The following is a 19,417-nucleotide window of genomic DNA, read 5'->3' as shown; positions in this document are numbered from 1 at the left end:
AAATCAGCGGTCAGGTTCACCCAATTGCAATTTTTCACCTCATTTTTACATCATTAAATAATATTCCCTACTTTTAAATATGCAAAAGGTAAGTGAACTACAGGTAACAGTATCAGACTTGAAAGCTTTTGAAGCTTTGGCCAATATACCCGATGATCAGCTGCAATGGCTGATTGATAAAAGTGAAATATTAACATTTGAAGACGGTGAATACCTGATGGAACCGGGTCAGGAGCTCACAGGCCCTCATTTTGTACTGGAGGGTAATATGCGCTTTTTTATGATGCAGCAGGGATCCCGGCGCGACTATACCCTGGTTGAAAAAGGCAGCATTACAGGTTACATGCCTTTTTCGCGCGGGCTAATTGCTAAAGGTTATGCACAGGCCGTTGGCGAGTTAACGATTCTGAGTTATCCTACGGCCGATATCATTGAGATGATCCAGAACCACTTTGAACTTACCCAGGCCCTGGTTCATATCATGACCACCCGCGTACGCGATTTTACGGCCATGCAGCAACAAAACGATAAAATGATGGCTTTAGGTAAGCTATCTGCAGGTTTGGCCCATGAACTTAACAACCCGGCATCGGCTATCGTACGCGACTCCTTATCGTTAAGGAAACACCTGCGTATGGTGCCGTCACATCTTAAAAATATGTTTGCCATAAAGGCAAGTGATGAACAGGTTGACGGACTAACCGACGAACTGTTCAGGATCCTGAATAAAAAGGAATGTTATACCCGCCTAACGCTTAAGCAGCGTACCCAGCTTGAAGATGAAATATCTGAATGGCTGGAAGATAACGGGGTAGAGGATGCTTACGATATAGCCGAAAGCTTTGTCGATTTTAGCTTCACTACCGAAAACCTGGAAGCGCTTAAAGCACATATCCCTGACCATGCCGTACCTATCATTATGGGCTGGCTAAGCAGCAAGCTTATGGGCGAAAAGATGATTGAAGATATTCAGGAATCGGCGCGCCGTATTGCAGAGTTGGTAAGCTCTGTTAAAACATTTACCCATATGGACCGTGCACAGGATAAGCAATATGCCGATATCCACATCGGGATCCGTAATACCATCACCATGCTGGGCTATAAGATCAGGAAGGAAAATATTACTGTTGTTGAAGAATTTGATGATACCCTGCCCGAGGTTAAAGCCCTTATTGGCGAACTTAACCAGGTATGGACAAATTTGGTTGACAATGCCCTTGATGCCATGGAAATAAATGAGAAAGGAACACTTATCATCCGCACAAAAAAAGATAACGACTTTGTTGAAGTAACCATTATTGATGACGGGCCCGGCATACCTGAAGATAACATCAGCCGTATTTATGATCCTTTCTTTACTACAAAAGAAATGGGTAAAGGTACCGGTATGGGGCTTGAGGTGGTGCAGCGCATAGTGAAGCAGCACCGCGGTTCGATTAAGGTAAAATCAAAGCCCGGGCATACCGAGTTTATAGTTTGCTTCCCGATAAATGGTTAGCAAAAACCGATTTTACCAAAAATATTAGTTAATTTGCCTGCATATTTACCCCTATGAGCCGTCCGATAATATTTTCTATAGATGATGATCCGCAGGTATTGCGGTCAATAAGCCGCGATTTAAAATCGCAGTATAATAAAGAATATAAGATCCTAAGCACAACATCGGCAAACGAGGCGTATGAAACCCTTGTTGAATTGAAAAACAGCTCGGAGGTGGTTGCCTTGTTTTTGTGTGATCAGCGTATGCCGGAAATGGAAGGTGTTAAGTTTTTGGAGAAAGCAAAAAAAGTATTCCCCGAAGCTAAAAGGGTATTGCTTACCGCGTACTCCGATACTGACGCCGCAATTAAAGCCATTAACGATGTACAGCTTGACTATTACCTGATGAAACCCTGGAACCCACCCGAGGAAAAACTTTATCCGGTAATAAACGATTTACTTGACGACTGGCATAGCCACTACGTACCCGAATTTGTGGGTATGAAGCTGGTGGGATACCAGTTTTCGCCTCAATCACACCTTATAAAAGATTTTTTAGCAGGTAACCTGATCCCTTACCGTTGGTTTGATATCGAGAAAAACATCGATTCGGCCAATTTGCTAACCATAAACAACCGTACAACCGACGATTTACCGGTAGTGATTTTTGAAGATGGCAGTTGTTTAACCAAACCAACTATCAGGGATATTGCCGACAAAATGGGTAAAAGCTCTACGCAGCTCACCGATGTTTACGACGTGGTGATCATAGGCGCGGGACCGGCAGGATTAGCAGCAGCGGTGTACGGTTCGTCTGAAGGATTAAAAACTTTACTGATCGAACGAAAAGCTCCGGGCGGTCAGGCAGGTACCAGTTCGCGTATTGAAAATTACCTTGGTTTCCCGGCAGGCTTAAGCGGTGCCGACCTTACCCGCCGTGCCATAAGCCAGGCCATGCGCCTGGGTGCCGAATTTTTGTCGCCGCAGTCTGTTAGTGATATCAAACAGAAGGATGGATACAAAACCATTATTTTAGATGATGGCCCCGAAATTATTAGCCGTACCGTTGTAATTACCACCGGTGTTGATTACCGCAAACTGGAGGTGAAGGGTGTTGATAACTTTACCGGTGCCGGTATTTATTATGGTGCCGCTACTACCGAAGCTTCGGCATGTACAGGTAAAGAGGTGTTTGTTATTGGCGGAGGTAACTCGGCAGGGCAGGCAGCTATGTACCTGTCAAAATTTGCAAAAAATGTATATATCATTATCCGCAGGGATGATTTAACGGCAACCATGTCGGCCTACCTCATCAACCAGATTGCCGATACACCTAATATTCAGGTTTTACCAAATACAGAGGTAATTGAGGCGGAGGGTACTAATTGCCTTGAAAAGCTTACTATACAAAACTGTAAAACCAAAGAAACTGAGGTTAAAGCAGCCAATGCACTATACATATTTATTGGCGCTAAGCCATATACCGATTGGATAAAGCTGGATATAATTAAAAACAATAAAGACTTTATTGAAACCGGCAGGGAGTTGCGCAGCTATGAAAATTTTGGCAAAGTTTGGAAGCTTAAACGCGATCCTTTCCTGTTAGAAACCAGCTGCCCCGGTATTTTTGCCGCAGGTGATGTACGTGCGGGTGCCATGAACCGCGTTGCATCTGCCGTAGGCGAAGGCTCAATGGCAATAAGTTTTGTACATAAATACCTGGCCGAAGTTTAAATTATCAAACACCTATACTTATGGAAGAAACCTGTGCCCACATTGAAGCTGTTGAAAGCATAACCGAACCTAAGGATTACGTTTGTGAGGAATGTATAAAACATCACGGTTCATGGCTGCATTTGCGTACCTGCCAAACCTGCGGCGTTACACTTTGCTGCGATAGTTCTCCTAACACCCATATGACCAAGCATTTCCATGCCACAGGACACCCGGTAGTGATATCTGCTGAACCCGGCGAACGCTGGTTATGGTGCTATGTGGATGAGGCGGTTAAAGGATATTAATTGGAAATCGGAAGTCTTAAGTTTTGAGCCGTAAGTCCCCAAACCAGGGACTTCCGGCTTTTTTGTTTCTTTTAAAAGTAGAAATTGCCTAACCTCCAACCTCTGGTCTCTTAACCGCAACCTGTAATTTCTCCAACAACCTATCCCTTAAAAGATAGGATCTTATCTAATGACCATGGCCCTGAGCCTATAACCGTAAACAGTATTAGCAGCACCAGAGCTGTAAGGGATGGCCACAGCATGGCGTTGATGGGTTCCTGGAAAATGCCTATCAAAAATACTGCACCTACTAATATCGGGATCTGGATAATGCAGCCCAGGCGGGTTAAGATACCCATTGCTATCAGTATGCCACCAACCATATGGGCAAATGATACATAATACACCAGGATCATCAACATATCGGGCGATACATCAATAACATTTTGATCGTTTATGATGCCCCGCAGGTACGAGGTGTTTTCCATAAAAGTGATACCCTTTACCAACAGAAACACGCCAAGAACAACGCGCACAATATCCAATACTTTTGGGTGATGAGTATCACCCCAGTGTTCAATTTTATGAACCAGATTCATAAAGCCCTCCTTTTAGTTAAATAAATTGGTTGTCAGCAGCCGGGGGTAAAGTTGAGAGACTGAACGGCCGGTATGCTTTTACTAAATTTAGTAACAAATTTGTTATAAAACAAGTTTTAAGGAAAGAGAAAAATTAGTGTAATCCGCCTATTGCAATTAAAAAATGACATTACGGAGCGCAGCAATCGCAAACTTGCGCTCGTTTGCAGCTTCAAGTGTTGGGAAGATGAAAGTTTCCTGGAAAAACAAACAAAAAGTATGTCATTGCCGAGCACAGCGTGGCAATCTCGTAGCCAATGCATGGCCGAATTGCATAGCTACGAGATTGCTTCGTCGTTCCTCCTCGCAATGACATGGCTTTTTAAATCAAACTTGCGCTCGTTTGTAACGAGCGCTTAATATGGTTTGGCGATTGTATCGCCAGTTGCGTTATAAACGCAAACCCAAGTTCGGCGCTCGTTGCAAACGAGCGCAAGAATAAAACAAGCGCAATAATAAAGAGTGAAAAATTAGAATCTACAGATCATTCTCCGCCAGCCAACCCCGCAGCCTCGTCAGATCTTTTTTTAAGGCAGCCGTGAACTCATCCTTGCTGATAGTCAGCTTTCGTGCCCCATCTTCGGCTCCACCTAAGGGATACTCGCAGTGCAGGCTCATTGGTCCATTGATATTGTATTGCTTTAGCAGGCCGAAGTACTTTTTAAAATCAACCATACCTTCGCCTAAGGGCACACTTTTTACCTGCCATCTGTCGTCTTTCTTTTCCCAGTAAAAATCCTTTACGTTGATGGTTTTTGAATAAGCTTTCAACAGGTCAAGCGTAACAGGCCAGGTGTCGGCACCTTCGGTGGTTGCATGCCTCACATCGTACTGGCAACCTATATGGTTGGGATCAAGCCCTTCAAGGCTCATCCACAAGTCCCATTGCGATGCACCAAATAAATCGCCGGAATGGTTTTGATAGCCGCCATGCATCCCATACTTTTTGTTAATACCCGCAAGCCCGGCCAGTTGTTTATTAACGGTCTTGATATTGGCCGGTACACTAATGGCCTTATCGTAATTGAACCAGGCTGTTCGGTAATATTTTATGCCTAATGCCGATGCTGTTTTCAGAATGGGTTCGGCATCCTTTTCGCTGGCCGTTTTGATATTGGTTACTATGGTGTAAACCTTAAGCCCGGCTTTTTCAATGGCTTCAACTGCTTTAGGTAAGTCATCGGCAACACGCTCAGGCAATACATGTCCGTCTGGCCGTACGGTAAGGTCGATGCCGTCAAAACCAAGTTGGGCTGTTAATGCAGCCATTTCGGCATAATTAAGCCAGTGCATATGCTTGGAAAATATGCTCACCTTTATTTTCTCATTTGCAATGGGGTTACGGGTAGCCACATCCTGGTGTGATACCGGCTGCTTAGCCAATGCACTTAAGCCAAAAGGTAAACCGGCAGCAGCCAATGCGGCAGAAGTAATAAATTTTTTACGGCTGATATTTTCCATAAGGTGTTAAAAATTGGTAATGCAATATGCCACTTTTTGCCGTTAAAATTCCCTGATTTTTATTCACCTTTATCCAAACCTATTTATCATGATACTATTCTGGTACAGCGTTATAATATTTGTAATAACCCTGGCATTAAACTTTTATTTGTTATGGGGTTTTAAACAAATTAAGCAGGTAAGCCGGCAGCCCCTGATGGATGATCTGCCGTCTTTGGTTATTATTATACCGGTACGCAACGAGGAAGCAGATCTTGAAAAAGCCCTGCAAAGCGTTTGTCATATCAACTACCAAAATCATCGGATCCTTGTAATTAACGACCGCTCAACCGACCGCACTGCCCAAATATTAGAGCGTTTTATTTTACAGTTTCCGCAGCTCAAAGTTACCACTATCAGCACATTACCAGATGGTTGGCTTGGCAAAAACAACGCCCTGTACCAGGGATACCTCAGCAGCAACGAAGAGTGGATGCTTTTTGCAGATGCTGATATTGTTTTTCATCCTGACGCTATCAACAAGGCTGTTGGTTATGCAGCTAAAGAGCAACTTGATCATTTAACCATATTACCCGAATTGATATCGCGATCGGCTATTTTAAACAGCGTGTTTGCCACATTCAGTATTATACTTATGGTTGATATGAAGCCCTGGGCAGCAAAAAATCCCAAATCAAAAGCATCATCGGGCATAGGGGCATTTAATTTGGTTAGGCGAAGTGCTTATGAAAGATTTGGCACTCACAGCCGTATCAGGCTACGTCCTGATGACGACCTGCAACTTGGCCGGATAATGAAGAAAGAAGGCTTCCGCCAGGATGTTTTAGCTGCTAAAGGCTACGTTTCACTTGAATGGTACAAAACCCTTAATGAATTCGGTCGCGGCGTTCAGAAAAACTCATTTGCTGTAGCCAACTATAATCTGGCAGAGGCTGTTTTTAACGTAATTAGCATGTTATTATCGGTAGCCCTGCCAATGCCGCTGATGTTCATTTTTGGTGATACAACAATCCGGATCATGGCTGCAATTATGTTGGTGTTCCATATAATTTATATGATGATAGTGCCACCTAATAAATGGTGGTACGCATTTATGATCCCGTTTTCAGCATTCTTTTTGGCCTGGCATTTCTTAAAAGCATCGGTTGTAACTGTAGTACGGGGCGGCATTTACTGGCGGGATAGTTTTTACTCGCTGAAGATGCTGAAAGGGGATGAGTAATCTCAGAAGCTGTTTAAAAATACAAAATAATCATAGCCGTTGGTTTTAACCAACGGTAAAAAAATTAAAAGTATTGGCTTTAGCCTAATTATGCAAGCCGGTTTAGGCTGAAGCCCTCTTATTGTTACTTATTATTCCGTTGGTTAAAACCAACGGCAATGAAGTTTTATCGACCTGTAAACTATGTTTATCAATTTTGAACAGCTTCTTAGATAGCAATAACTGGTTTTTTCGTCGGGGTAATGTAAATAAAATACCTTTCGGTATATTTAAAATGATTATTACTTACTTTGGCGATTATACATCGACTTCGTGATGAAAAAATTTAAGGCAATATTTAACCAGGTGAAATCACTTGAAGGTGCCGAGGCACCTGATATGAACAATTTATTGTGGCAGCTTATCTGTTATTCGCCTAAAATGCCGGTGCGTTTGCAGCAACAGCAATTGCTTGATGAAGCCCACCAATTTACGCTTGAAGTTGATGATCCTCACTTTGCCAAATCGGTATTGAAATTTAACGGATTTATTTGGGGTGATGGTAGCCGCAGGATCATGATCACCCACGGCTGGGGTTCAAAAGCTGCCGATTTTGCCGAACTCATCACCGCCTTGAAAAACATTGGTGATACACAGGTAATAGCCTTTGATACGCCTGGCAACGGAAGCTCGGAAGGTGAGCTGTCAAACCTGTTGCTGTTTGCAAAAGCAGCCGAAGCGGTGATCAAAACATATGGTGCCCCGGATGTAATTATTGGGCATTCGTTGGGGGGTATGGCTAATGCCATGGCAATTAAGGAAACCGGGGTTAAACCTGATTTGCTTATCAGTATTGCCCCGCTAACCAATCTGAAGGAAAATTTTATAGCCAGCCTGAATGCCGCTGATGTAGCCCAGGCTGAGCAGGATAAGTTCTTTGCAGACTTTGAGGAGAAATTTGATATGAACGCTTCTGGTTTTACCCTCAATAATTTATACCCCGCAGGTTCAATATCACGGCATTGGTTAGCCTATGATCCGGAAGATAAAATTGCGCCTTTAAACTTTCTGGAAAGTTTCCTCATGGCTCATCCCGAAATTGAAACCAAAGTTTATGAAGGCCGCGGACATGAACGCATCATTAAAGACGAAGCTGTTATTGCAGATATTATTAACCTTATAGCCTGATTATTTTGCTGCAGTAACCTCATCCATAGCTTTCATGAATGTTGTTACCTCAATTTCGTTGCGGTGCTGGCTTAAATACTTAAGCAGTTGCCTGTGTGCATCGGCAGGGGTGATCAGATAATCGCCGCCTACACCGTGAAACATGAAGATGCCCAGTCCGCCGCTTTGCTGTACTTTCTTCACAAAATCTATCAGGGCTTCGCCGGTTACGGGGTTGCCTGTTACGCCCCATGAAGGTACTTTTAACGGGTCGAGGTTTTTAAAGTCGGTGATCACGGCATCCGGTCCGCCGCCTATGCGGGCATATTTTGCAAGGCCTGCTTTACGCAGGGTGTCAACGTAATTTACACCACCAACCTCAACCTCAGTGCATGGGTAGGCATAAGTGCGGCTACCTGTTTTACCGTCTACAGCAAAAAGCAGTGTGTTCATTTCATTGATCTCGCGCAGCATCATGTAAGGGGTATAAATAGCCGAATTATTAGCCGGGTTAGCCTTTACGTTGGTAAGCAGACAGGGATGATATAAAGTATGGTTAGCCAGTTCATAACCTTTTTTACCCACCTCACGCCAACGGGGCAAAGTAGCTTCGGTCATGTTGCCCATTAAAAAGAAAGTGGCCGTAAGGTGCGCCGAATCAAGCTGGGGTATGGCAATGTTTAATTGCGAGTTGATACCGTCATCATAGGTAAGCACAATGATGGCTTTCTTGCGTTTAGTTTGCTGTGCGTTGGCCGTAATCGATATGATGAGTAATAAAAAGAAAATCAATCTTTTCATAAAAGGCTGTTTGGTTGACGCTAATATAGAATTAAGATTTGATAGATGTTTAAGAGGAGGAGGCACCTACCGGAGCCGGGTATTTTCTTTTGAGGTAGCTATAAACATGATACTCCTACGGAGTTGACAAAAAGATATTAGTTGGAGGTTATTTTTTGGCTCCATAGGAGCGACTGTTTGTAGCAAATTAGGGAAAAATAAAAAGGCTCCATAGGAGCCTCCTGTTATGCATTTCATACAACCTCGCTTTGCACCCCCGAATAATATTTCAGTTCGATTAGGTCATGCGGCAGTGTCTTGGTATTCCAGGCATGATGAATGGCTAAGGCGGTACCTACGGCAGTAGCCTGTGCCATTGATGCGGCATATACTTCCAGGTGCGGAAACGCCAGTGCAAGTAAATGCATGAAAACACTGTTCTTACTAAAACCACCATCAACAAAAATGCGCTTTACCTTGCAGCCATTTAAAACATAATTGGTTGATATGGTTTGCTGGGCAACAATATCGATCATGAGCTGGTGGTAAGCCTCAACATCGTCGGCAAAACTGTTCAGGTCGCGCTGCTCAAATGCCGATTTCTGTAACCCTTCATTTTCGTTTGCCTGTAATGATGGCTGGTTATTTAACCTGGCGGCTATAGCAGGATCGTAGTTTATGGTACGGTACCTGATCTCGTCCCTGTTAAAGTGTGTGGCTATCCGTTTTACCTGCTGCTCGTATTCATACCCAGTAAACAGGCGCGATGCTTTTACCGGGCTGCCTTTGTATTGCAGATAATTAAGGCAATCCTGTTTCAGTTCATCGGCAGTAAGCGGCGTTTGATTAAATGGGTTTAAGCTGATAGACCATGTTCCTGTTGAAATAAGCACAAAAGGCATATTAAAGCTCACGAGATAGGGGATCAGCGCAGCCGAACTATCATGCAGTCCGATACCAACCTTATAGGTACTGCCCGGAAACTCAGCAGGCAGCACATTGTCTGCGGGGTGTAACGGAGCCATTTTGGATAGGATCCCTTCAGCGCTTAGCCAATTGTGGTAAGTCTTTTTCTCAAAATCCCAAAGGGCAGTGTGACAGCCAATGCTGGTAAGATCGCTCACCATTTGCCCGCTGATGAGATAGCTCATGTATTGGGGCAGGTGCAAGGCATATTTTATCTGCTTAAAAACCTCCGGTTGCTCATATTTCAACCTGTACAACTGCAGGCCCGAATTAAGGTTGCCCAAAACGGGCGAGGCGGTTTCTAAAGCAAACCTGGCTTCATCGCCATAGTTTTCATAAAACTGCCTGCCCAGTTCAGGCGGATATGGTTTAAGGTAATTATACAGTGGGGTAAGCGGCTTTCCAGCCTCATCAACATAAACAAAACTGGCACCGTAGGTTGAAAAATTGACCGCCTTAAGGTCGAATTGCTTATGCTTAAAAATCTCGCGCAGGCTGTCAAATACCGATAGTCTCAGGCTGTCGAGGTTTTCACATGCGTCGCCATCCTCGTCGTGGGTTTCCAAAAAGCGGGCCGTCCGTTCAAAAACTATCTTATAGTTCTCGTCGAACAGGAACAGCTTCTTATTGGTTTTACCCACATCAAAAACGGCTATAACGGGTATCGGCTCCATAGGCTTACAATCCGGTTGATACTGCTTTTGCTCCTCGTTCGCCAATCAGCTGCTCCCTGATGCTTTGTTGCCTGTAAACAGCTAATGGGTTCAACGCACCGCCTGCCCTTAACCTTGCTTCGGCCAATAACGGGCGAACATCGGTACGATAGGCCTCCTGTAAAATTTCTTGTGCAAGCACCACATCATTATCTTGTTGTGCCTGTACCAATGCAGGAGTATCTACCAAAAGAGCTTGTGCGTAGGCTATCTTGATGGCCTCTACAGATTGAATCAGATCCTCAATAGGGTCTTTTATATTGTGCGATGCATCGATCATCCAGCCTATTGAGGTTGCATGTGTCATGCCGCGGGCATCCATACCTTCAACCAGTTCGTTAAAGATCAGGAATAGCTGATATGGATTGATACTGCCAACGGTAAGGTCGTCATCACCGTATTTTGAATCGTTAAAGTGGAAACCGGCCAGCTTGCCTTCCATCAGCAATAATGAAACAATCTGCTCAATATTGGCACCCTGTAAATGATGGCCAAGATCAACCAATGTTTGTGCTTTTTGGCCTAATTTAGATGACAGCAGGTATGATTGTCCCCAATCGCCAATGGTGGTTGAATAGAAGTTTGGCTCATACGGTTTGTATTCAACCCAAACTTTCCAGTCATCAGGCAGTGCCTCATAGATCTCCTGTAAACTCTCCAATGTACGCTCAAATGCACCGCGCATATTCAGTTGACCAGGGAAATTTGATCCGTCCGACAGCCAAACAGATAATGCTTTTGAATCAAGCTCAACACCGTATTTGATCACCTCAATGTTATGGGCAACAGCCTGCTTGCGCACGGCTTTATCCACATGGTGTAAAGAGCCGAATTTATAGCTGTATTCCTGTGATGCCTGGTCCTGGAAAGTATTGGAATTAACGGCATCAAAGTGTAGGCCTAATTGCGCAGCATGAGCTTTAACGGCCGAAGCATTAGATGGGATATCCCATGGGATGTGCAGCGAAATAGAGTTACTGCTGCGGTTAAGTGCATGGATCAGGCCCACGTCCTCAATTTTTTCCTCCAGGCTGCGTGGCTCGCCACCACCCGAAAACCTGCCGAAACGTGTACCGCCGGTACCTAATGCCCAGCTCGGAATGGCAATGTTAAAATCAATCAGTTTTTGCAGAATGGTATCTAATCCTTTGATATCACCGGCAACAAAATCAAATTTGCGCTGATGATCTTTCTGCTGTTGGTGATTGGCTTCATCAATTTTATATTTTTCTAACTGCATAATTGTTATTGGTTATGATTAGCAAGTCAAGCAAGCTCAAGCGTTCACACTTGAACTTGTTATGTAAATTTTTTCCCTCCCTTGGGAGGGGTGCAGATGGATTGTGCGGTGGCAGGGAGGGGTTTATACGCCTTGCTTAACGAATAAGCTTATCGAAGAAACCCCTCCCTACACCCTCCCAAGGGAGGGAATCGCACTACCCCATGCTTTTTACTTTCTTTTAATGTCTAAGACCATGAACCATGATCCATCAACTATGAACTATCTACCTCACAAAGGCCATCGCCACACCACCATCAACATTCAACACATTGCCGGTTGATTTGTTGAGCAGGCCGCCGGTAAAGGCGAAGCAGGCATTAGCGATATCGGCAGGTAAAATTACCTCGTTCAATAATGTACGTTTGGCATAGTAAGCTGGTAGTTCATCTACGGTAACACCGTAAGCTTTAGCACGGCCTTCGGCCCATCCGCCAGCCCAAATGTTGCTATCGCTAATCACGGCATCGGGATTAACCACGTTTACACGGATCTTGTCGGTACCCAACTCAGCAGCGTTCAACCTGCTCAGGTGCAACTGTGCCGATTTTGCTGAGCCATAGCCTGCATTGTTTGGTCCGCTTACTAAGGCGTTTTTGCTTACAATGTTAATGATGTCGCCACCGATGTCTTGTTTTTTCATCACGGCAACGGCTGCCTGGGTAATAAAAAACTGGCCTTTAACCAATACGTCATATAACAGGTCCCAGTCTTTTTCGGTATGGTCGGCAATAGATTTAGAGATCGATAAACCGGCATTGTTCACCACAATGTCAACACCACCGAAAGCTAAAGCAGCAATTTCAAGTGCTTCGTTTATCTGATCGGCCTTAGTAACATCAAGTACAGCGGTTGTGTACGAATCCTTGCCGTATTGTTTTTTGAACTCTTCGCCTGCACTTTCCAAGCGTTCGGCGTTCATGTCATTTAGGATAACTACCGCGCCTTCGTCAACAAACTTTTTAGCGATAGCTTTACCAATGCCGCCCGCGCTACCTGTGATCAGGGCAATTTTGCCTGATAAAGCCTTTGGTTTTGGCATACGCTGTAATTTAGCTTCTTCCAGCAACCAGTACTCTATATCAAATGCTTCCTGGCGTGGCAGAGAAGTGTATTCAGAGATAGCCTCGGCACCCTTCATTACGTTGATAGCGTTGGTATAAAACTCGGCAGCAACGCGGGCGGTTTGCTTATCTTTTGAAAAAGAGAATAAGCCTACTCCCGGATATAAGATGATTACCGGGTTGGTATCCCTGATGGCCGGGCTATTGTCATGCTTACAAGTGTTGTAATAGTCGGTATACATTTGGCGGTAGGCCTCAAACGCAGGAGCCAAACGCGCTTTCAACGCGGTTACATCGCTCAGGTCTTCAGCCGGTGCAAGGTCAAGCACCAGCGGACTGATCTTGGTACGCAGGAAGTGGTCGGGGCAGCTGGTACCCAATGGCGCCAAACGGTCAAGATCGTTAGAGTTGATGAACTCCAGTACACGGGCATCGTCGGTGAAGTGACCAACCATGTGCCTGTAACTTGAGCAAAAACCACGTAATACCGGTGCAAGGGCAGCCGCTTGTTTTTTACGACCGGCCTCGTCCAAACTTTCAATTTTTTGACCACCGAAAACAGGTGCTTTTTTGCCGTAGTTTTCTTCCAGGTATTCGGCACAGCGCTCTATAACTTCAAGGGTATTGATGTAGCTTTCGTAAGCGGTATCGCCCCAGGTAAATAAACCGTGCGAGCCCAGCATAATGCCGCGGATGCCCGGATTTTCATCCAAACATTGTTTTAACTGCAAGCCCAATTCAAAACCCGGTTTTTTCCATTCAACCCAGCCTATGGTACCGTTAAAAAGTTCCTGGGTTATTTTTTTACCGTCTTTTGCAGCCGCAATAGCGATTGCAGCATCAGGGTGCAGGTGGTCGATATGCTTGAATGGCAGGAAGCCATGCAGCGGTGTATCAATTGAAGGCGCTTTTGAGTTAAGATCGTAAATGCAATGGTTAAACAGCTCAACCATCTCGTCCTCAAATTCAACACCGCGATAGATGTTTTTAAGGCTGCGTAAACGATCAACGTACAAGGCAGCTAACCCGCTTTTTTTCAGGGTACCAATATCACCGCCCGAGCCTTTGATCCACATTACCTCAACATCATTGCCGGTTAAAGGATCTTTACTGTTAAGCTTGCACGAAGTATTACCGCCACCATAGTTGGTAAGGCGCAGATCGGCACCCAAAAGGTTGGAGCGGTATATAAGCAGGGCTACTTCATCGCCTGCGAGTTCGGCGGCTTTTGCTTCGTCCCACAAATAGCTTACATGTTTAAATTCAGTTGTTTTCGACGACATATTTTTCAATTAGTGAATTAGCGAATTATTGACTTAGTGAATTTTATTTTTTTATTATTTAATTGAATTTCCATAGCCTACAACCAGTACCGATAATACAATAACTGCTATACCGGCTATTACCGTTGCGAATGCTTTTTTACTTACGCCTTTCCACTCTTTAAGTACCAGGCCCCATGTGTTGGCTATCAGGATAATGAAGGCCATGTGCAGGATCCATGAGCTGGCACCATTGCCCAGTTTGCTTTCGCCCATACCGTAAAAAAAGAACTGTAAAAACCAGGTTGTACCGGCCAGCGCAGCAAACAAATAGTTTTTAAGCAGGGGTGTTTTTTTGTCGGTATAATTATCAAACGTTTTATTGCGGGCGTTTAGCACCATACACCATATAAAGTTAGTGGTTAAGCCGCCCCACAGTATGATAATATAGGTTACATTGTTTGAATACAGGAAGTTACCTTGTCCCGGATGTGCTGCCTGCCATACCTGGTTAGCAGTATCAGCCATGCTTTTCCCAGCTTCGATACCGAAGTTGAAACAAGCACTTAAGATTCCCGATACCACAGCCACTACTATACCCAAACCAAAGCGGTAGTCTTTGTTTTCCTGTGCTATGGTTTTATCGGCCGAGAGTTCTTTCTCCTTGATCATGCCCGCTTTACCGCATATGATAATGCCCACAACGCAAAGCAAAATGCCTAATAAAACCATCTGTCCCCATTGGGTGTGCAGCATCAGCGTAAAGGTGTCTTTCCCTTCTTTCGGAAAAAAATCATAATACACCGATGGGATTATCGACCCAAAAACGGAGCAAAGACCAAGTATAATGGTACTGCCTAAGGATACCCCTAAGTAACGTACGCCCAAGCCGTATGTCAGGCCACCGATGCCCCATAATAAGCCCATAACGTATGTCCACCCTAAGGTGGCTGTATCCGTATGCCTTATAATATCGGCAAAGCCCGGAACTGTTAGCCAAGCTGCCAGTGGTGGCACAATGAACCATGAAAAAATGCCGCCTACTATCCAGTAGCTTTCCCAGGCCCATCCTTTTATTTTTTTGTAGGGGATGTAAAAGCTCCCCGAAGCAAAGCCACCGACGAAATGGAAGATGACCCCTAAAATTATTTGCATACGCTTAATTAGTTTATATTGGTAAGGCTAATGTAGATATTATATAATATGGAACTGTCCTTTGCTGTCATGGATGTGACCGTTGATTGTCTGAAACTCGAATTAAACGAGCTAAAGAACTTATCGAATTTGTTAAGCATTCTTTAAATTCCTTAATTCAAAAAAAATCAATTCAGAGAAATACAGGTAATCATTAAAATCAGCGTAATCAAATGAATCAACGGTGTTTTTTTTTATATTTTTATACCAAACACTAATGCCTGCGTTATGTTGAGTAAAAAGTTTTTAATATTTGTCACTAATACTGATTCCCCAAGTATAACTCAATGAGCAAAGTATTTACTATTACCGAAGGTTTGGAAAACATGGGGGCTTTACGAACGGGCGGTCAGGGCTCTGTTTATAAAGGCCGGCGTTATGGGCCAATTATCACAGCGGTAAAACTCCTGCCCACACCTATTCACACCGAAAGCACCGACGATAAAAATTTTCGCAACTTCCAGAACGAGGTCGAAAAACTAAAAAAGGTAAACGAAGAACCTAACCCCAATGTGGTTAAGATCCTTAATTCGGGTATTACCGAAAGTGGCTCGTTCCCGTTTATCGAAATGGAATATATTGATGGCCCGGATCTGGAAGACCTGCTGAAACCGCCTCACGAGGCCATTTTCAGCATTAAAGAGGTCATCAAACTGGCCGATCAGCTGGCAAATGCTTTATCGCACTGTCACAAAGTGTCGGTGAAGCATGGCGATATCAAGAGCAATAATGTAAAATTCAACGTACACACAGGCAACTATGTACTGCTTGATTTTGGTCTTTCGGCCATGTCTGATGATCAGCGCCGTACCAGTATCCGCCATGCCGGGGCTATTGAATTTATGGCCCCCGAGCAAAACGAGGGCTTGATGTATTTCCAAACGGATGTATACAGCTACGGCATCATCCTGTATGAATTAATTGGCGGACAGGTTCCCTTCCCGTTAAAAGATAACGGCGAAACTGCCCGCAATGCGGTAATGCTGGCCCATATGGAATCGGAAATTCCGGATGTAATGGAGCTGCGCCGCAAAAACCTGCCCGAAAGCTGGCCGGAAGAGCAAAGGGAAATGCAAATGCAGGTTCCCGCCTGGTTATTGAAGGTGGTTGCCAGGTGTTTGCAAAAAGATATTAATAACCGGTATGCCAACGGTATCGAACTGCAGGAAGCTTTAATGCAGGGCAGCATTGGTGCTATCAGCCCGACGCATCCTGATGAATCATGGAATACCGAAGTTTTATTAAAAGAAAACGAACGTCTGCAGGGGCTGGTGTTGTACTATCAGGAAAACGAAAATAAACAACCAGTAGAGGTTGTTAATAGCGCTCCTGTTGATCCCAAGGCAGTACGCATGTCAAAGCCTGTCTTTGTTATGTTCCTGATATTGCTTTGCGGCTTTACGGTGTTTTCGGCAGTGGTGATGGATAAGTTTGGCGGTCGCATTTATCATGGCGTGGTGAACAGGCTGTTTAAACCGTCAAAAAAGCCCGCTGATACTGCCGCTACAAAGGTAATTCTGCCTGCAAAAAAAGACTCTGTTGAAACCAAGCCCAGTGATTTCAGGGACGAAAGCAATATCCCGCCAGAAGTTGATTCAACAGCCGATTCGATATTGCGAAACATACAACGTGCAAAACAACAAAAAGAAGACACCCAGTTTTACCGTGACAGCGTGAAAAAAGCGGATACTTCTAACTTAAACTTTTAATGATTTAGCAGATACGAAATGGAACCTAAATCAACATTTTGGAAACGGATTGGCCTTCAGGACTGGTTTTTACCCAATGGTAAACCGGTGAATGCTGAGGCTGTAAAAATAAAAGCGCTCACACCCGATGATGTGTATATGTACATCATCGAAAAATTCAAAGAGTCGATCAAACAGCTTTCCTTTGCCGACAGGATAGTTTTTTACCACGAGTTTATCATCAGCTTTAACGAGGAAGATTACCAGGATTTTGTGAATAACCGTTCGGGGTTATTCGGTATTATCGTTAATGAATCGGTAAAAAAGTTTTACGAGTTGCTGCGCGAACACCAGGAAGTAGGCAAAAAGGTGGAACCTTCAAGCTCTAAATGGGTATTCAGGCTGGTATCGCACCCCGATTATAAACGGGGCGATAAAGGTTTTATAGGCAAATTGCTGCCCGGTACAAGTAACAAAAAGGAAGAGAACCTGCGGGTTACCTTTATTCCGCGCCAAACAGGTGTTGCCCAAACGCTGGATATCAGTAACGAAGTTTTAAAAGGCTTTACTTATTACAGCGAGGGTTATTATGAACTGCCTTATGCTAACGACCTTCATTATAACGAAAAGGACGTGGCCAAACCCGGCACTAAAGTACTTGCCCGCCTGGAAACCATCATGCCCGATAAGCAATTTGTAGGCCGCAAGGTAGAGTATCTGATCAAGGATGATGATATTGTAGTATCGGGCAATGATGAGGAAAGGGAGGAGCAGGCGGTGTTTAAAGTACCATCGGAGTGGGTAAATACCCCTCACCTGCGCATTAGGCTAAACAAGGCCGATGGCAAGTTTTACCTTGCATCGTTTGGCGAGCGTACCCTGATCAATGAACTGGAAGTAGCCGGAAGCGATGTAAACTCGCCGCAATGGGTTGAGCTGCCGTTCAACTCCAGGATCTTGCTCAATGGCATAGTAGGTATCAACATATTTAAACCCGAACCATAATGTCACAAATATTATCAATAGGGCTGCTGGCTGTATGTGTGCTGTTATTGGTAGCTCATTTTATCGACATAAAAAAATCCAGTTAAAACCATGGCAAATAATTTTTTCGGGATAACAGATACCGGTAAACAAAGGCAAAACAATGAAGATGCCTTTATTGCCGAAAAATCAGGCGATGGTAATTTTATCATAGCCTGTGTGGTTGATGGGGTTGGCGGCTACGCCGGCGGCGAAATTGCTGCCGAAATTGCCCGCGCTACCATCCTGGAGCAATTGCAATTTATTGCAGGCGATATTATACCGCTGCTGGTAAATACGTTCACTATTGCCAATCAACGTATTTACGAGGAAAAAGTACAGAACAAAGATCTTGAAAACATGGCCTGTGTGCTTACACTGGCCGTGGTGGATGTGATCAACAATAAGTTTTACTATGCCCACGTAGGGGATACCCGTTTGTACCTGTTGCGCGATTATTCGCTCATCAAGATTTCAAAAGACCATTCCTTTGTGGGCTTCCTGGAAGATTCGGGCAGGTTGACTGAAGAGGCAGCCATGGATCACCCGAAGCGGAACGAGATCAATAAAGCGCTTGGTTTTGCAGGGCAGATCAGCAAAGATCCTGATTTTGTGGAAACAGGTAGTTCGCCCTTTTTGCCGGGCGATATCCTGTTGCTGTGCAGCGATGGCCTTACCGACTTGGTTGATAAAGGTAAGATTACCGAGATCCTTACCAGCAGCGATAACCTGCCGCAAAAAGGGAAAAGGCTGATTGATGCGGCCAACAGCCGCGGCGGTAAGGATAACGTGACCGTGGTTTTGGTGCATAATGACAAGGAACGTAAACAGCATAGCGCTACCAAACCGGCGGTCGCTGTAAAAATACCTGAACAACCTGAGATAATACCGGCCCCGGTAAAAACGCAGAAGGAGCCGGAACCTGTGGTGAAAACAAAAGGCAACGGTGGTACGGTAGCTATACTCACCCTGCTGTGCTTTATTTTTTTAGGCGGATTTATCTGGCAATTTAAAAAGAATGCCGATCAGGCTGCCGTACCTAAAAAAACGGATACGCTGGCAGTTCAGCATATCAAAAACACTGCCGAGTTAAAACTTCAAGATACCATCAACAAACTAAAAGGTCATACACTATTGCTTTCGGCGGCTGATTTTCAGCAGTCTATTGTGTTAAGTGATACGCTGCATATCAATAAGGACAGCCTCTACATTAAAACAAAAGGCGCTATCGTATTTAAAAAAGATTCCACCTACTCGGGGCCGGCCATTGCGCTGGCTGCTAACTGTAAATATGTGGTATTGGATAGTGTAGCCTTTGATGGTTTCCCTACAGCTATCGTTACGCACAACGATGCCTTGGTGTTGAAAAACGTGCAGTTCAATAACTGTTTAACGCCGGTGCAGGCATCGTACCTGTTCCCTAATAAAAAATACATTTCGGGCAGGTTGTTTGGCAGTATGTTCAAAACCGATTCTGTTCCCGTTAAAGCTACCCACTGATA

General features: G+C 44.4%; 15 protein-coding genes. 8 read left to right on the top strand and 7 right to left on the bottom strand.

The genetic code is table 11. The features are described 5' to 3' along the window. Positions 1-79 precede the first annotated feature (79 nt). Genes MTO98_RS24435 through MTO98_RS24425 form a run of 3 tightly spaced genes read left to right on the top strand, consistent with a single transcriptional unit; the run spans position 80 to position 3,500 of the window. Entirely contained in the window at positions 80-1,498 is a 1,419-nt protein-coding gene (locus MTO98_RS24435) for an ATP-binding protein (protein WP_243481604.1), read from the top strand. Between the two features lie 53 nt (positions 1,499-1,551). Further along, positions 1,552-3,213, top strand: coding sequence for a response regulator (locus MTO98_RS24430; RefSeq protein ID WP_243481603.1), 1,662 nt, complete (start codon positions 1,552-1,554; stop codon positions 3,211-3,213). 20 nt (positions 3,214-3,233) lie between these two features. Beyond that, on the top strand, positions 3,234-3,500 hold the full coding sequence (locus MTO98_RS24425) for a UBP-type zinc finger domain-containing protein (protein WP_243481602.1): 267 nt from the start codon (positions 3,234-3,236) through the stop codon (positions 3,498-3,500). A gap of 140 nt (positions 3,501-3,640) precedes the next feature. On the opposite strand, the gene MTO98_RS24420 is transcribed toward MTO98_RS24425, so the two are convergent. Both MTO98_RS24420 and MTO98_RS24415 read right to left on the bottom strand, forming a co-directional pair. Next, positions 3,641-4,078 carry a DoxX family protein gene (locus MTO98_RS24420; RefSeq protein WP_243481601.1) on the bottom strand — a complete coding sequence of 146 codons (438 nt, stop codon included), beginning with the start codon at positions 4,076-4,078 and terminating at the stop codon, positions 3,641-3,643. A gap of 516 nt (positions 4,079-4,594) precedes the next feature. Then, positions 4,595-5,578, bottom strand: coding sequence for a sugar phosphate isomerase/epimerase (locus MTO98_RS24415; RefSeq protein ID WP_243481600.1), 984 nt, complete (start codon positions 5,576-5,578; stop codon positions 4,595-4,597). Between the two features lie 88 nt (positions 5,579-5,666). Between MTO98_RS24415 and MTO98_RS24410 the strand changes: the two genes are divergently transcribed. Both MTO98_RS24410 and MTO98_RS24405 read left to right on the top strand, forming a co-directional pair. Then, positions 5,667-6,800, top strand: a complete 1,134-nt coding sequence (locus tag MTO98_RS24410; protein WP_243481599.1) for a glycosyltransferase family 2 protein — start codon at positions 5,667-5,669, stop codon at positions 6,798-6,800. A 315-nt stretch (positions 6,801-7,115) separates the two neighbouring features. Further along, the gene (locus MTO98_RS24405; protein ID WP_243481598.1) at positions 7,116-7,967 is read left to right on the top strand and encodes an alpha/beta hydrolase; all 852 of its coding nucleotides are present in this window, start codon (positions 7,116-7,118) and stop codon (positions 7,965-7,967) included. On the opposite strand, the gene MTO98_RS24400 is transcribed toward MTO98_RS24405, so the two are convergent. From MTO98_RS24400 to rhaT, 5 genes are all read right to left on the bottom strand, one after another. Beyond that, positions 7,968-8,747 (bottom strand): polysaccharide deacetylase family protein, encoded by a 780-nt coding sequence (locus MTO98_RS24400; protein ID WP_243481597.1) that lies wholly within the window; start codon positions 8,745-8,747, stop codon positions 7,968-7,970. 233 nt (positions 8,748-8,980) lie between these two features. Further along, entirely contained in the window at positions 8,981-10,366 is a 1,386-nt protein-coding gene (locus MTO98_RS24395; RefSeq protein WP_243481596.1) for an FGGY-family carbohydrate kinase, read from the bottom strand. Positions 10,367-10,370: 4 nt separating this feature from the next. Then, positions 10,371-11,645: a sugar isomerase gene (locus MTO98_RS24390; RefSeq protein WP_243481595.1), complete on the bottom strand. Its 1,275-nt coding sequence runs from the start codon at positions 11,643-11,645 to the stop codon at positions 10,371-10,373. A 265-nt stretch (positions 11,646-11,910) separates the two neighbouring features. Continuing rightward, complete coding sequence (locus tag MTO98_RS24385) at positions 11,911-14,031, bottom strand: bifunctional aldolase/short-chain dehydrogenase (RefSeq protein ID WP_243481594.1); 2,121 nt, start codon at positions 14,029-14,031, stop codon at positions 11,911-11,913. A 54-nt stretch (positions 14,032-14,085) separates the two neighbouring features. Next, complete coding sequence (gene rhaT / locus MTO98_RS24380; protein ID WP_243481593.1) at positions 14,086-15,165, bottom strand: L-rhamnose/proton symporter RhaT; 1,080 nt, start codon at positions 15,163-15,165, stop codon at positions 14,086-14,088. Positions 15,166-15,491: 326 nt separating this feature from the next. Here rhaT and MTO98_RS24375 point away from each other — a divergent pair, with 326 nt between their 5' ends. The 3 genes from MTO98_RS24375 (at position 15,492) to MTO98_RS24365 (ending at position 19,415) form a co-directional block, all read left to right on the top strand. After that, positions 15,492-16,913 (top strand): serine/threonine-protein kinase, encoded by a 1,422-nt coding sequence (locus MTO98_RS24375; protein ID WP_243481592.1) that lies wholly within the window; start codon positions 15,492-15,494, stop codon positions 16,911-16,913. A gap of 18 nt (positions 16,914-16,931) precedes the next feature. Then, the gene (locus MTO98_RS24370) at positions 16,932-17,897 is read left to right on the top strand and encodes a hypothetical protein (RefSeq protein ID WP_243481591.1); all 966 of its coding nucleotides are present in this window, start codon (positions 16,932-16,934) and stop codon (positions 17,895-17,897) included. A 90-nt stretch (positions 17,898-17,987) separates the two neighbouring features. Further along, positions 17,988-19,415, top strand: a complete 1,428-nt coding sequence (locus MTO98_RS24365) for a PP2C family serine/threonine-protein phosphatase (RefSeq protein WP_243481590.1) — start codon at positions 17,988-17,990, stop codon at positions 19,413-19,415. Positions 19,416-19,417 lie beyond the last annotated feature (2 nt).

Origin of the sequence: Mucilaginibacter sp. SMC90 (assembly GCF_022811725.1) — a bacterium.
Lineage (GTDB): Bacteria > Bacteroidota > Bacteroidia > Sphingobacteriales > Sphingobacteriaceae > Mucilaginibacter.
The sequence above is the reverse complement of the archived record's forward strand: the minus strand, read 5'-3'. Positions and strand labels throughout refer to the sequence as shown.

Excerpts from the sequence above, each read along its gene's own strand:
- MTO98_RS24435 (WP_243481604.1), top strand. The coding sequence starts at position 80 with ATGCAAAAGGTAAGTGAACTACAGGTAACAGTATCAGACTTGAAAGCT.
- MTO98_RS24430 (WP_243481603.1), top strand. The coding sequence starts at position 1,552 with ATGAGCCGTCCGATAATATTTTCTATAGATGATGATCCGCAGGTATTG.
- MTO98_RS24425 (WP_243481602.1), top strand. The coding sequence starts at position 3,234 with ATGGAAGAAACCTGTGCCCACATTGAAGCTGTTGAAAGCATAACCGAA.
- MTO98_RS24420 (WP_243481601.1), bottom strand. The coding sequence starts at position 4,078 with ATGAATCTGGTTCATAAAATTGAACACTGGGGTGATACTCATCACCCA.
- MTO98_RS24415 (WP_243481600.1), bottom strand. The coding sequence starts at position 5,578 with ATGGAAAATATCAGCCGTAAAAAATTTATTACTTCTGCCGCATTGGCT.
- MTO98_RS24410 (WP_243481599.1), top strand. The coding sequence starts at position 5,667 with ATGATACTATTCTGGTACAGCGTTATAATATTTGTAATAACCCTGGCA.
- MTO98_RS24405 (WP_243481598.1), top strand. The coding sequence starts at position 7,116 with ATGAAAAAATTTAAGGCAATATTTAACCAGGTGAAATCACTTGAAGGT.
- MTO98_RS24400 (WP_243481597.1), bottom strand. The coding sequence starts at position 8,747 with ATGAAAAGATTGATTTTCTTTTTATTACTCATCATATCGATTACGGCC.
- MTO98_RS24395 (WP_243481596.1), bottom strand. The coding sequence starts at position 10,366 with ATGGAGCCGATACCCGTTATAGCCGTTTTTGATGTGGGTAAAACCAAT.
- MTO98_RS24390 (WP_243481595.1), bottom strand. The coding sequence starts at position 11,645 with ATGCAGTTAGAAAAATATAAAATTGATGAAGCCAATCACCAACAGCAG.
- MTO98_RS24385 (WP_243481594.1), bottom strand. The coding sequence starts at position 14,031 with ATGTCGTCGAAAACAACTGAATTTAAACATGTAAGCTATTTGTGGGAC.
- rhaT (WP_243481593.1), bottom strand. The coding sequence starts at position 15,165 with ATGCAAATAATTTTAGGGGTCATCTTCCATTTCGTCGGTGGCTTTGCT.
- MTO98_RS24375 (WP_243481592.1), top strand. The coding sequence starts at position 15,492 with ATGAGCAAAGTATTTACTATTACCGAAGGTTTGGAAAACATGGGGGCT.
- MTO98_RS24370 (WP_243481591.1), top strand. The coding sequence starts at position 16,932 with ATGGAACCTAAATCAACATTTTGGAAACGGATTGGCCTTCAGGACTGG.
- MTO98_RS24365 (WP_243481590.1), top strand. The coding sequence starts at position 17,988 with ATGGCAAATAATTTTTTCGGGATAACAGATACCGGTAAACAAAGGCAA.